This window comes from Anoxybacillus sp. UARK-01 (genome assembly GCF_002075365.1).
Taxonomy (GTDB): domain Bacteria; phylum Bacillota; class Bacilli; order Bacillales; family Anoxybacillaceae; genus Anoxybacteroides; species Anoxybacteroides rupiense.
Window position 1 is genome coordinate 147,616 of sequence record NZ_NASY01000032.1, and the last position, 12,681, is coordinate 160,296.

14 protein-coding genes are annotated in these 12,681 nt (G+C 42.8%); 3 read left to right on the forward strand and 11 right to left on the reverse strand.

Annotated features, from left to right (window positions below; genetic code table 11):
• Positions 1-14: 14 nt before the first annotated feature.
• Positions 15-1,856 (reverse strand): translational GTPase TypA, encoded by a 1,842-nt coding sequence (gene typA, locus B6A27_RS06965; RefSeq protein ID WP_080860948.1) that lies wholly within the window; start codon positions 1,854-1,856, stop codon positions 15-17.
• Between the two features lie 119 nt (positions 1,857-1,975).
• Between typA and B6A27_RS06970 the strand changes: the two genes are divergently transcribed.
• On the forward strand, positions 1,976-2,161 hold the full coding sequence (locus B6A27_RS06970) for a DUF5325 family protein (protein WP_066147064.1): 186 nt from the start codon (positions 1,976-1,978) through the stop codon (positions 2,159-2,161).
• Positions 2,162-2,190: 29 nt separating this feature from the next.
• Here the strand turns inward: B6A27_RS06970 and B6A27_RS06975 are convergent, their stop codons facing one another.
• The 4 genes from B6A27_RS06975 to B6A27_RS06990 all read right to left on the reverse strand — a co-directional run bounded on the left by B6A27_RS06975 (position 2,191) and on the right by B6A27_RS06990 (position 4,687).
• Entirely contained in the window at positions 2,191-2,985 is a 795-nt protein-coding gene (locus tag B6A27_RS06975) for an inositol monophosphatase family protein (RefSeq protein ID WP_044746639.1), read from the reverse strand.
• Between the two features lie 130 nt (positions 2,986-3,115).
• A complete protein-coding gene (locus tag B6A27_RS06980; RefSeq protein WP_044746640.1) occupies positions 3,116-3,304 on the reverse strand; it encodes a hypothetical protein in 189 nt (62 codons plus the stop codon).
• A 124-nt stretch (positions 3,305-3,428) separates the two neighbouring features.
• Entirely contained in the window at positions 3,429-3,707 is a 279-nt protein-coding gene (locus B6A27_RS06985; protein WP_044746768.1) for a UPF0223 family protein, read from the reverse strand.
• Positions 3,708-3,727: 20 nt separating this feature from the next.
• Entirely contained in the window at positions 3,728-4,687 is a 960-nt protein-coding gene (locus B6A27_RS06990) for an NAD(P)H-dependent flavin oxidoreductase (RefSeq protein WP_080860950.1), read from the reverse strand.
• A gap of 476 nt (positions 4,688-5,163) precedes the next feature.
• Here B6A27_RS06990 and B6A27_RS06995 point away from each other — a divergent pair, with 476 nt between their 5' ends.
• Positions 5,164-6,633, forward strand: coding sequence for an aminotransferase class I/II-fold pyridoxal phosphate-dependent enzyme (locus B6A27_RS06995; protein WP_044746769.1), 1,470 nt, complete (start codon positions 5,164-5,166; stop codon positions 6,631-6,633).
• 258 nt (positions 6,634-6,891) lie between these two features.
• Here the strand turns inward: B6A27_RS06995 and B6A27_RS07000 are convergent, their stop codons facing one another.
• Both B6A27_RS07000 and B6A27_RS07005 read right to left on the reverse strand, forming a co-directional pair.
• Positions 6,892-7,014, reverse strand: coding sequence for a GapA-binding peptide SR1P (locus B6A27_RS07000; RefSeq protein ID WP_044746642.1), 123 nt, complete (start codon positions 7,012-7,014; stop codon positions 6,892-6,894).
• Positions 7,015-7,165: 151 nt separating this feature from the next.
• The gene (locus tag B6A27_RS07005) at positions 7,166-7,468 is read right to left on the reverse strand and encodes a DUF3055 domain-containing protein (protein ID WP_044746643.1); all 303 of its coding nucleotides are present in this window, start codon (positions 7,466-7,468) and stop codon (positions 7,166-7,168) included.
• Between the two features lie 112 nt (positions 7,469-7,580).
• Here B6A27_RS07005 and B6A27_RS07010 point away from each other — a divergent pair, with 112 nt between their 5' ends.
• Entirely contained in the window at positions 7,581-8,000 is a 420-nt protein-coding gene (locus tag B6A27_RS07010; protein WP_080860952.1) for a DUF1885 family protein, read from the forward strand.
• A gap of 578 nt (positions 8,001-8,578) precedes the next feature.
• Here the strand turns inward: B6A27_RS07010 and B6A27_RS07015 are convergent.
• From B6A27_RS07015 to pdhB, 4 genes are all read right to left on the reverse strand, one after another.
• Complete coding sequence (locus tag B6A27_RS07015) at positions 8,579-8,815, reverse strand: hypothetical protein (RefSeq protein WP_080860954.1); 237 nt, start codon at positions 8,813-8,815, stop codon at positions 8,579-8,581.
• Between the two features lie 114 nt (positions 8,816-8,929).
• Entirely contained in the window at positions 8,930-10,339 is a 1,410-nt protein-coding gene (gene lpdA, locus B6A27_RS07020) for a dihydrolipoyl dehydrogenase (protein ID WP_044746646.1), read from the reverse strand.
• Positions 10,340-10,343: 4 nt separating this feature from the next.
• Positions 10,344-11,642 carry a dihydrolipoamide acetyltransferase family protein gene (locus B6A27_RS07025; protein WP_044746647.1) on the reverse strand — a complete coding sequence of 433 codons (1,299 nt, stop codon included), beginning with the start codon at positions 11,640-11,642 and terminating at the stop codon, positions 10,344-10,346.
• Positions 11,643-11,703: 61 nt separating this feature from the next.
• On the reverse strand, positions 11,704-12,681 hold the full coding sequence (pdhB, locus tag B6A27_RS07030) for a pyruvate dehydrogenase complex E1 component subunit beta (protein WP_044746648.1): 978 nt from the start codon (positions 12,679-12,681) through the stop codon (positions 11,704-11,706).

Here is a 12,681-nt window from a genome sequence, read left to right on the forward strand (position 1 = left end):
TCTCCCCCCTTTTTTTATCTTGCTTGCTCGGCTGCTTTCTTTTTCTTGGCCAGCTTCTCCCGTTCGTTTTTATCTAAAATTTTCTTCCGTAAACGAATGGATTTTGGCGTTATTTCACAATATTCATCATCATTTAAGTACTCGAGTGCTTCTTCAAGCGTCATCAGCCGCGGTTTTTTCATGGTCACCGTCTGCTCTTTCGTAGATGAACGAATGTTGGTTGCGTGCTTTGCTTTGCAGATATTGACGACTAAATCATTCTCGCGCGTATGCTCGCCAACAATCATGCCTTCATACACTTCTGTTCCCGGCTCGACAAAGATCGTTCCCCGATCCTCGACCTGCATAATGCCGTACGATGTCGCTTTACCTGTCTCCATTGAAATCAGGACACCTTGTCTCCGTCCGCCGACCAATCCTTTTTGTACAGGAGCATAATGATCAAATGAGTGATTTAAAATTCCGTATCCTCGAGTTAAGGACATAAATTCGGTTCGATAGCCGATTAAACCGCGAGCCGGAACCATAAAAATCAAACGGACCTGCCCATTTTCGTTATGAATCATATCCGCCATCTCCCCTTTACGCATGCCAAGCGATTCTATAATCGCTCCTGTATATTCCTCAGGGATATCAATTTGTACCCGCTCTATTGGCTCAGACAGCGTTCCATCCATTTCCTTCATAATAACCTCTGGCTTCGATACTTGCAATTCAAAGCCTTCCCGCCTCATATTTTCAATTAAAATGGATAGGTGGAGCTCTCCTCTTCCTGAGACAATCCAAGCGTCAGGAGAATCTGTATTTTCTACTCTCAGACTAACGTCTGTTTCCAATTGCATTCGAAGGCGCTCTTCAATTTTTCGGGCCGTGACGTGCTTTCCTTCTCTTCCGGCAAATGGGCTATTATTGACTAAAAAAGTCATTTGTAATGTCGGCTCATCAATATGCAGTGCCGGCAACGCCTCCTGATGCTCGACAGGGCAGACCGTCTCTCCCACATTAATATCCTCCATCCCTGATACAGCAATAATATCTCCTGCTTCTGCTTCGGTGATTTCTATTCGTTTTAATCCAATAAAACCGAATAGCTTCGTCACCCGAAACGTCTTCACCGTACCATCGAGCTTCATTAAGGCCACTTGCTGCCCCATTTTAATTGAACCGCGAAACACTCGGCCAATTCCGATTCTTCCTACATAATCATTGTAATCAAGCAACGCTACTTGAAACTGCAAAGGCTCGTTCCGATTATCGATAGGAGCTGGTATGTGTTCAATAATGGTTTCAAACAATACCGACATATCCGCTTCCTGCTTGTCCGGATCAAGGCTGGCAGTTCCATTTAAAGCAGAGGCGTACACAACCGGAAAGTCCAGCTGTTCCTCCGATGCGCCAAGTTCAATGAATAAATCAATGACTTCATCAACCACTTCTTCCGGCCGAGCAAATTCACGGTCGATTTTATTGACAACAACAATCGGTGTCAGCTGCTGTTCGAGCGCCTTTTTCAACACAAAGCGAGTCTGTGGCATGCAGCCTTCATATGCATCGACAACAAGCAGAACACCGTCAACCATGCGCATAATCCGTTCGACTTCTCCGCCAAAATCCGCATGTCCCGGGGTGTCCAAAATATTAATACGTGTATCTTTATAATGAATCGCTGTATTTTTAGCCAAAATAGTAATCCCGCGTTCTCTTTCTAAATCATTACGATCCAATGCCCGTTCCTGCACCTGTTCATTTGCGCGGAAGGTTCCTGACTGGCGCAATAGCTGATCCACCAACGTCGTTTTGCCATGGTCAACATGGGCAATAATAGCAATATTTCGCAAATCTTCTCGCCGTTTCACCTTTTTCACTCCTATGTGTAAATTGCTCGTTTATTATATCATAAAGATCATAGAAAAGCGGAATATTTTCGTGTAGACTGAATAAAGAAGAGAAAAGATAATGAAGAAGGGAGATTTTCATGAAATCGTTTCAGCCGATCTTTTTGCTGTTTGCAATCTTAGCAGCTTCCTCCATTATGGCTATTGGCATTTTTATCGCTGAACAAAGCGTGATCGGTATCATTATTTCATTCCTTATCTTTATCATCATCATGGGGACTGGATTTGCTGTGAAAAAACGAAAGCGGCAAAAGGGAACATTATAAACCGGGACAAACAACAGCTTGTCCCGGTTTCATTTCCGGATGTATTGCTGCAAAATCTCACGATGGAGCCCTGGCTTCGATACAAATACAGAACTCGGACCGAGAAGATCCAGCGGTTCACCATCTATATTCGTCACAAGCCCGCCCACCTCTTTAACAATGACAAGACCGCCGGCAAAATCCCATGGCGATAGCCTCATTGTCAAATAGGCATCAAGACGCCCCGCAGCAATATAGGCCATTTCTAACGCAGCGGAACCATATGAGCGCGTTCCTCTGACTTCTTGTACAAGCCGGGCCAATTGTTTCGGATCGACTTGTTTATTTTCAATAATCCAAGATGCATTTAAGCAAATAATCGCTTCTGGAATGGATACAGGTTGCAACACTGGCAGCGGCTGATCGTTTAAAAAAGCGCCCTTGCCTTTTTGAGCATAATATAGCTCATCATGCACAACATCATACACATATCCAAGCATCCCTATACCATCTGCAAAAATGCCAATGGAAATCGCAAAATTGCGGCGTTGATGAATAAAGTTCATCGTTCCATCGATCGGGTCAATAATCCAAACTATGCCATCAAGCGCGGATATACAATCGCCAAATCCCTCTTCTCCCAAGACGCGATGGGAAGGAAAGGTTTGTCTGATTCGTTCAATAAAAAATTGCTCAACTTCTTTGTCCACATTCGTAACTAAGTCGCTGCGGCTTGATTTCGTTTCAATCGTTAGCGTTTTCCGAAAGGCTTGATGAATGCGTTCACCTGCTTCTTTTATCCATTCCTTAGCGCACTTGTCGATATGCTCCCAATTTGTGCTCATTTTACTCCTCCTAAACAAAAAAATAATCATAAGCTTGTATGTACAAATATAAATTAGAATAGTGCAATTTGGTATATTCAGCAAGAAAAAACGAACCGCATCGTGCGTGGTTCGCCATATGATTGTCTTTTTATAATTGAAGACGCATAAACTCTTGGCGCAGTCTCTCTAATTTTCTTTTGCATTCCTGTTTTTTTTCTTCATCATTTTCCACCATCGCCTCATAAAGAGTCGCTAATTCATAATCAAGTTCAAGGCGCAATACCGCCATTCGTCTTTCGCCATCCGACCGTTTTAATGAATTGACTGTTTTTTTCATTCACACCAGTCCCCCTTTCTTTTGTCCATTCTCGACCCAAATAACGAAATTTTCTGATAGTTGTTGTTTATATATATTTATGTCAAGAAAGGGGGCTATGCAACAAATTTGTGTATTCGTCTAATTATTTTTCATTTCCTTGAATCCAGTCGCCATTTTTGGCTTCCTTTGCTTTTTTAACCACTTGATAAGACGAATACCCGCTCGCCTTTTCAAACTCATCACAAAGCTTTTTTTCCTCGCTTTTGCTCGGGACAATTTCTTTAAATCGACGGTACAGGCTCATGAATTGTTCCCGCTCTATTCCCCGTTCGTATGCGGTTTCAATCGCTTCAAAAAATTTAATCACATCAATAACCTCTTGCGTTGTCCAATCATAAGAAAATGGGTATGAGTAATCCACGATCTTTTTCACCTCCGCTGTTAGTTTGTCCATTTGTTGCGAATTTGTTCCGCTTCCCGAATCATCCGCTCCAACAGCTCTGCCACAGTCGGAACATCATGAATCAGCCCCATTACTTGTCCTGCCCACGCAAACCCCTCACTCGTTTTTCCGTCATAAATAAATCGGCGATTGGCTTCTCCGCTTATGTATGTTTTCAATTGCTCATATGTTCCGCCTTGCTGCTCAATCTGTAAAATTTTTTCCGTCCACTCATTGGCAATGGCCCGTCCAGGAGCGCCTAAGCTACGTTTAATAACAACTGTATCACTTTCTGATCCCTTAACAAGCATTTCTTTATACAATGGATGGGCGTGGATACATTCTTGTGTCGCAATGAAGCGCGTGCCCATCTCAATCCCTTCTGCGCCAAGAGCTAACGCAGCCATGAGCCCTCGGCCATCTCCAATTCCTCCTGAGGCAATCACTGGAATCGATACAGAATCGACGACTTTTGGAATCAATACAAAGGTTCCTATATCATATTTTCCTAAATGGCCGCCTCCTTCTTGCCCAACCACCATCACTGCATCAGCGCCCAATTCTTCCGCTTTGACCGCCTGCCGCACAGCCGCAACAAGCACTAGCTTTTTCACATTCACTCCCTTTAGCTGTTCGAAAAATGGAGCAGGGTTTCCGCCTGTAACCGATATAACCGGTACCTGCTCCTCAATGGCCGCCTCCAGCATATGCGAAAATGGCCGTCCATGCTGTCCAATCGCAAAATTCACTCCAAACGGCCGATCGGTTTTTTCTTTGACTTTTTTAATCTCAGCGCGCAAAGCATCCGGAGACGGCAGAGACATCGCCGTAATCTGCCCTAAGCCTCCAGCATTAGAAACGGCAGCCGCTAGGTCAGCATAAGCCAAATACGCCAATCCTCCTTGTATAATTGGATACTGAATCCCTAGCAGTTCTGTCACTCTTGTTTTCCAACCCATCTTGTTCCCTCCTCATTTGATAAGGCTGTTCATTCATTGCAGCCAGTTCTTCTCCTTTTTCATCATAGTCCTAGCGACAAAAAGGCATTTGCGGCCCTCCTTTTAGCATGAACGCAAGCCATCACCAGCCTGTCCTGATCGCTAAAGCCTATAAATGCAAAAAGCATTTTTCATATTAAGTATACTATCTTTCTTGATAAGCTGGCGATTTTCCTGTTTATCTGTTTGTTATTTATCAATCACATGCTGAATTGATCATGCCAAGGCGTGACTGACCGTTGACTCTCTAGAGATTTTTAGACTGCATGCATATCACCCTTTACTTATATACATGAGAAAAAACGCCATGATGCAAGCGACAAAAATCCTATAGAAAAAAGGTGGCTGATTTGTCAAAAATGATTCTTTGCAAACAAATAAATAAGTGCTATAATGCATTTGTTTTATTTTTATGCAAAAAGAGGTGTGAGGAAGAATTGTCACAGTATGAAACGCCGTTATTTACCGGACTGCTAGAACATATGAAAAAAAATCCGATCCAATTTCACATTCCCGGCCATAAAAAAGGAGCAGGAATGGATCCTCAATTTCGCCATTTTATCGGCGAAAACGCATTAGCAATTGACTTAATTAATATTGGACCGTTAGATGATTTGCACCAGCCAAAAGGCATCATTAAACACGCCCAAGAATTAGCAGCTGAGGCCTTTGGTGCTGATTATACGTTTTTTTCTGTACAAGGAACAAGCGGGGCAATTATGACAATGGTGATGTCCGTAGCAGGTCCTGGTGATAAAATCATTGTTCCTCGCAATGTGCATAAATCGGTGATGTCCGCGATCGTTTTTTCTGGAGCAACTCCGATTTTCATTCATCCTGAGGTTGATAAAGAGCTTGGCATTTCGCATGGAGTTACACCAGAATCGGTAGAAAGTGCCTTAAGGCAGCATCCTGATGCAAAAGGAGTACTCGTGATAAACCCTACTTATTTTGGCATTGCTGGCGATCTGAAAAAAATTGTGGACATCGCCCACGCCTATCATGTTCCCGTTCTTGTTGACGAGGCGCATGGCGTGCATATTCATTTTCATGAAAGATTGCCGATGTCGGCCATGCAAGCGGGAGCGGATATGGCAGCAACAAGTGTCCACAAGCTCGGCGGCTCGATGACGCAAAGCTCTATTTTAAATGTCCGCGAAGGGCTTGTATCCGCTAAACGTGTTCAAGCGATTTTAAGTATGCTCACGACGACCTCTACGTCCTATTTGCTGCTCGCTTCTTTAGATGTCGCACGCAAACGCTTAGCCACAGAGGGACGAGAGCTTGCTGAAAAAGCCATTCAGCTGGCTGAAATGATCCGGGAGCAAATTAATCAAATTCCTCATTTGTACTGTGTAGGAAAAGAAATTTTAGGCACAACCGCAACATACGATTATGATCCAACCAAATTAATTATTTCTGTTAAAGAGCTTGGGCTAACCGGTTATGACGTCGAAAACTGGCTGCGCCAAATGTATAATATCGAAGTAGAGTTATCTGATTTATACAATATTCTATGTATTATCACACCTGGAGACACGGAGAAGGAAGCAGACATTTTGATAACGGCTCTTCGTCATTTATCAGAGGAGTTTCGCCATCAAGCAGATAAAGGAATCAAACCGAAAGTATTGCTGCCGGATATTCCTTCTCTCGCTTTTACGCCGCGCGACGCGTTTTATTCAGACACAGAAGTCGTACCGTTCGAAAAATCAGCTGGAAGAATTATCGCTGAATTTGTGATGGTTTATCCTCCAGGCATTCCCATTTTTATTCCTGGAGAAATTATTACAGAAGAAAATTTAGCCTACATTAAAAAGAATTTAGAAGTAGGATTACCGGTGCAAGGGCCTGAAGATGATACACTGCAGACATTGCGCGTGATTAAAGAGGTTCAATCCCTATAAAAAGTACCATGTGGTAGACAAAGTAGAGATTTACTTTGTCTACTATTTTTTTAGATCCAGCCGTTTCAATATTTTTCGATATCAAACGGTCTGAAACAACTGACAGGCAATCGATGCAGAATGAAAGCACTTGCCAACAACCTGAGAACACAAGTCGATGGATCAGCCTGTGTTTTTTATAACAAAAAAACGCATGCTTCTCCCGTTCGCATGCGTTTTCTTTATTTTGAAACCCTTCCCCCATCTTTTGACCGTGACTTATTGGTTGTCATCTATTTTGTCATGTGTGCATTCTGCACATTTTCCATAAAGTGTTGTTACTTTTTCATCTTCAAAATGTCCAATTGTCGAATTGCACGTTTGACAAACGATTGTACCCATCCATACAACTCCTTTATGATGACTTAATGACTGACTGATTTAATAATAATATATCACATTAAAGGTGTCAATGGTTATTTTGTATGTCACATTTTTAAAAAAAGATACAAAAAAAAGCAGGCATTGATGCCTGCTTTTTTTCTCTCCTGTTTTAGTAATCATACTCGGGATGCAGCGGTGCTGGTGGAATAAGATCAGAAAAGAAATCAGCCAAATCGGCAGTCTGACTTGCTGTATCAATACGAAAAATATTCTGTAAGTATTCATGATTTTCTACATCTCTTGGATCGAGGAGAGCGGAGCGTCCAGTTTGCATACAAATGACAAGCGGTTTACCAAAAAACAAGTTTGTATACACGATTCCGAAATCATAGCGTGTGTCCTTCGTGGCAAATCCCACAAATTGGACCTTCACTTGTTCGTGTTCGTCATACAACTTATCTACTAAATCCATAAACTCCCCTCCTTTTAAATATACTGAATTTTATTATAATTCAGTATATTTAAAAAATCAATAGAAAATTTTTTCTACTAATGCTAAAATGCGATTAGAGAGGTGATTATTTATGTCAACCCATGCATACATAAAGCTCGTTCCTGCTTCACGGCAAAAGACGGTAACGCTCGAAGAAGTAAAAAAGCTGCTCGATTCATATCAAGAGATGACAAAAAAGACAGGAGAACAATTAGGTTGGGAATATAAAGAAGCTGCTTTTCCGTATGAAATCATGGAAGTGAACAACGAAAACGGCTCTTGGCTTTATTTAAAAGGAAAAAATGGACGCTACCAAGCCATTTTCATCGTTGTCGGTCAAACGCAGCCAAATGAAACAGAAGCAAGTTCCTTTATTCAAATTACCCTCCCTAACGGAGCCACTCACGGAGACAAAGGAAAGGCCAATGAATTTTGCAAATTTTTAGCCAAAAAGCTTGAAGGAGAACTCCATTTATTTAATGGACGCATCATGTATTTTTATAAACGATAAAATGATAGAGAAAATCTCATTTTAATTTTATGTACAAGGGATGTTGATTGTCTAATTGACATCCCTTGATTCTTAGTGCCGTAGTGGGCAAGCGATGTGCTTGCCCACTACGCATGTTTTCTCAAATCAGAAGACCAGCTGGCTCGTTCACTTGCGTTCGCTGTTTGAAGACAAAGGCAGAAAAGCCTGCGTTTAGCTAGATAATTTAGTATTTTCATCCACACTTTTATGTTTGTCTCCTATCATTTTGATCCCCCCATTCATTCCACTTCAGACTGGCTTGTCATTGCTTGATCAACAAGTTGTTCACGGGCGGACAAGCGCAGCCAGTGACGCAAAATATAAAAGCGCTTATCAATGAAACGATAGCCAAATAGCGATCGTTTTCTTTATTGATGAAACAGAGCTTCAGCCTCTCCTTTCCTCCAACGGTCCAAAAGGGGAATTCTGCTTTCGAATCAGCTGTATGTCCATCTTCTGTCGTATCTATGATCTGATTAAGAAAGCCTGTAAGTCGGCTAAAAGAACAAGGAAATCAATGGGCTTCTGTCAGAACAACCATTTATATTTACAAACGATCATGCTTCCCAGACAAGCCGCTGACAACTAAAATAAATAATCTCCGTCAGCAAGGTAATCCATATGGCTTTCTTTGTGCGCAATCCCATTTTTCTCGCCAGCAAAAAAGCAAAATACCAAAATATGCAAAGCAACAAACCTCGGAACAGCGGGCGATCGCGGCCAGACAACCATTCAATGAGTGAAAAGCTGCTCCAAATCATCATCTGCGACAAAAAAACAACATATTCTTTCATTGGACGATCCCCTTTTTTCTTTATACCATAACGATATGAAGCAAAAAGAAAAATTAGTCGCAGTCAATAGATAAAAAAAGGACATCCCTTCTGCTGGGATATCCTTTGATGCTTTTACTTAATAATATGAATCGGACTGCCAAGAACAGCTTCAGCTGTTTCCATCGCAATCTCGCCTAATGTTGGATGGGCATGAATCGTCATAGCCACATCTTCCGCCGTCATTCCCGCTTCAATAGCAAGACCAAGCTCAGCAATCATATCAGAGGCATTTGGTCCAACAATTTGCGCACCGATTACAACACCGTCTTCTTTACGCACGACAAGCTTCATAAAGCCATCCGTATCGTTTAATGCGAGCGCTCGTCCGTTTGCTGCAAATGGGAATTTAGCGGTTAGAACTTCAATTCCTTCATTCTTCGCTTGCTGTTCAAAATATCCGACAGAAGCGCACTCAGGATCTGAGAAGACAACAGCAGGAATCGCTAAATAATCGATTTCAGATGGATGTCCCGCAATCGCCTCTGCCGCAATTTTCCCTTCATAGGACGCTTTATGAGCAAGCGGCGGGCCTTGAACGATATCGCCAATCGCATAAATATTTGGAACGCTTGTGCGGCATTGTTTGTCAACCTCAATGAGCCCGCGCTCTGTCATTTTGATGCCTACTTGTTCTAGGCCAAGTTCATCCGTATTCGGACGTCTTCCAACGGTTACAAGCACATAGTCCGCATCGATTGTTTTCGTTTCACCTTTGCTTTCAAATGTAACCGTTACACCGTCTTCCCGTTCCTCAACACCTTTTGCCAACGCATTCGTAAAGATTTCTACACCTTTTTTCTTCAAGCGGCGTTTAACAATGGCGCTCATTGATTTTTCAAAACCGGATAAAATTTCATCTGCACCTTCAAGAATCGTCACTTGTGTGCCAAAGTTCGCATACGCTGTGCCTAATTCTGTTCCGATATATCCACCGCCGATGACAACCATGGATTTTGGAATTTCAGGGAGATTTAATGCCCCTGTTGAATCAAGGACGCGCTTCGAAAATTTGAATGCTGGAAGCTCAATTGGACGAGAGCCTGTCGCAATAATCGCGTTTTTGAATTTATATGTTTGTGCGCTGTTTTCTGTCATCACACGCACCGTGTTAGCATCAACAAAATAAGCCTCGCCGCGGACAATCTCAACCTTATTTCCTTTTAGAAGCCCTTCAACGCCGCCAGTTAATTTTTTTACAACGCTAGCTTTCCATTCTTGCACTTTTGTGAAGTCAACTGTGACATTCTCCGCTTTAATTCCCATGTCCTCTGAATGCTTCGCCGCTTCGTAGCGATGAGCAGCTGAAATTAAAGCCTTGGATGGGATGCATCCTACATTTAAGCAAACACCGCCTAGGTTCGCCTTTTCAACAATTGTTACCTTTTGGCCCAATTGAGCTGCGCGAATGGCAGCAACATATCCACCAGGCCCTGCGCCAACGACAAGAGTTTCTGTTTCGATTGCAAAATCACCGACTACCATTGTTTTACGCCTCCATTAATAATAATTCTGGATCATTTAACAGACGTTTAATATGGTTCAATGCATTTTGTGCTGTTGCTCCGTCAATCATGCGATGGTCAAAGCTTAATGACAAGGCTAATACCGGAGCAATGACAATTTCTCCATCGCGAACGATAGGTTTTTCAGAAATACGGCCAATACCCAAAATCGCTACTTCCGGATGGTTAATAACCGGTGTGAACCATTGTCCCCCAGCAGAACCAATATTCGTAATCGTGCAGGACGCGCCTTTCATTTCAGCTGGAAGAAGCTTACCTTCGCGCGCTTTTGTTGCAAGCTCGTTAATTTCTTTGGCAATTGCAAACATTGATTTACGATCCGCATGCTTCACAACAGGAACAAGAAGGCCTTTATCTGTGTCAGCCGCTATGCCAATATTGTAATAATGCTTGTGGACAATTTCTTCTGTAGCATCATCAATCGACGTATTCAGCGTTGGAAATTCACGCAATGCCGATGTTAATGCTTTTACAACATAAGGAAGGAATGTGAGTTTGATTCCTTTCTGTGCTGCAAGATCTTTGAATTTCTTGCGGTGTGCCACCAATTTTGTCACATCTACTTCGTCCATCAATGTGACATGTGGAGCCGTATGCTTAGAGTTAACCATCGCTTTAGCAATTGCGCGACGGATACCGCTCATTTTCTCGCGTGTTTCAGGGAACTCTCCCTCAAGCACAGCTGGTTGTGGTGCTGCTTTTGACGCCGCTTTTTCTTCTGATTGCTCTGCTGGAGCTGTTGAAGAAGCTTCTGCTTTCGGCGTTGCGGCACCTCCCGCTAAAAATGCATCAATATCGCTTTTTAAAATACGACCATTTTTTCCTGTCCCTTGCACAAGACGGATGTCAATTCCTTTTTCCCGAGCGTATTTCCGTACAGATGGCATCGCAATGACGCGGCGATTCGGGTCCGCTTCAGCCGCCGCTGAAGAGGCTTCCTGCGCTGGAGCAGCTTCCTGCTTTGGCTCTTCTGCTGCTTTTGGTTCGTCATGATCCTGTCCCTTAAATTTTAAGTTTTCGTACCCCGGTGCGTCAAATTTAATTAATGTTTGACCAACCGTTGCAACCGTTCCTTCGTCTACTAAAATTTCGAGCACTTTTCCTTTGACAGGAGAAGGGATTTCTACAACCGCTTTATCGTTTTGCACTTCACAAAGCACATCGTCTTCGTTGACTTCATCCCCAGGCTTCACAAACCATTTGACAATCTCGCCTTCATGAATGCCCTCGCCGATATCTGGTAATTTAAATTCAAATGCCACTGTTTGTCGACCTCCTAATTGTTTCCAATGTGCTAGAGGAGGAATTTTCCTCCTCTTTCGCTTAGAAATTCATGACTTTTTTCACCGTTTCGATCACATCTTTGAAGTTTGGCAACCAAACAGGCTCTGCTTGAGAGAATGGATAAACCGTATCTGGAGCTGCTACGCGCAATACCGGAGCCTCTAGGCTTAAAATCGCGCGTTCATTAATTTCTGCTACCACATTCGCAGCAATTCCCGCTTGTTTTTGTGCTTCTTGAACAACAACAGCTCTGCCTGTTTTTTCTACAGATCCGATAATCGTTTCAATATCTAATGGCTGAACGGTGCGCAAATCGATCACTTCTGCAGAAATCCCTTCTTTTTCAAGTTCTGTTGCTGCTTTTAATGATTCATGAACCATTGCGCCGTAAGCAATAATGGATACATCTTTTCCTTCCCGCTTAATATCCGCTTTGCCAATCGGGATGGTGTATTCTCCTTCTGGAACTTCTTGACGGAATGAGCGATATAATTTCATGTGCTCCAAGAAAATAACTGGATCGTTATCACGAATGGCAGAAATCAACAATCCTTTTGCATCATATGGAGTAGAAGGAATAACCACTTTTAATCCAGGCTGCTGTGCTACTAATCCTTCTAAGCTGTCCGCATGCAATTCAGGTGTATGAACGCCGCCGCCGAATGGAGAACGAATCGTAATTGGAGCATGGTAGCGTCCACCTGAACGATAGCGCATACGAGCCATTTGTCCGGAAATGGAATCCATGACCTCATATACGAAGCCAAAAAACTGAATTTCAGGAACCGGACGAAATCCTTCGAGCGCAAGACCGATCGCAAGACCGCCAATTCCAGATTCAGCAAGCGGTGTATCAAATACACGTTCTTCCCCAAATTCCGCTTGCAAGCCTTCTGTCGCGCGGAATACGCCGCCGTTTACTCCAACGTCTTCCCCAAACACCAACACGTTCGGATCGTTTTTTAATTCGATGCGCAATGCATCCGTGATTGCTTGAATCATTGTCATTTGCGCCAT

Bases quoted from the DNA above. Each gene is read 5' to 3' on its own strand.
- B6A27_RS07000 (WP_044746642.1), bottom strand. From the start codon at position 7,014: ATGGGTACAATCGTTTGTCAAACGTGCAATTCGACAATTGGACATTTT.
- B6A27_RS06990 (WP_080860950.1), bottom strand. From the start codon at position 4,687: ATGGGTTGGAAAACAAGAGTGACAGAACTGCTAGGGATTCAGTATCCA.
- B6A27_RS07010 (WP_080860952.1), top strand. From the start codon at position 7,581: ATGTCAACCCATGCATACATAAAGCTCGTTCCTGCTTCACGGCAAAAG.
- B6A27_RS07015 (WP_080860954.1), bottom strand. From the start codon at position 8,815: ATGAAAGAATATGTTGTTTTTTTGTCGCAGATGATGATTTGGAGCAGC.
- B6A27_RS06975 (WP_044746639.1), bottom strand. From the start codon at position 2,985: ATGAGCACAAATTGGGAGCATATCGACAAGTGCGCTAAGGAATGGATA.
- B6A27_RS06980 (WP_044746640.1), bottom strand. From the start codon at position 3,304: ATGAAAAAAACAGTCAATTCATTAAAACGGTCGGATGGCGAAAGACGA.
- B6A27_RS06970 (WP_066147064.1), top strand. From the start codon at position 1,976: ATGAAATCGTTTCAGCCGATCTTTTTGCTGTTTGCAATCTTAGCAGCT.
- lpdA (WP_044746646.1), bottom strand. From the start codon at position 10,339: ATGGTAGTCGGTGATTTTGCAATCGAAACAGAAACTCTTGTCGTTGGC.
- pdhB (WP_044746648.1), bottom strand. From the start codon at position 12,681: ATGGCGCAAATGACAATGATTCAAGCAATCACGGATGCATTGCGCATC.
- B6A27_RS07005 (WP_044746643.1), bottom strand. From the start codon at position 7,468: ATGGATTTAGTAGATAAGTTGTATGACGAACACGAACAAGTGAAGGTC.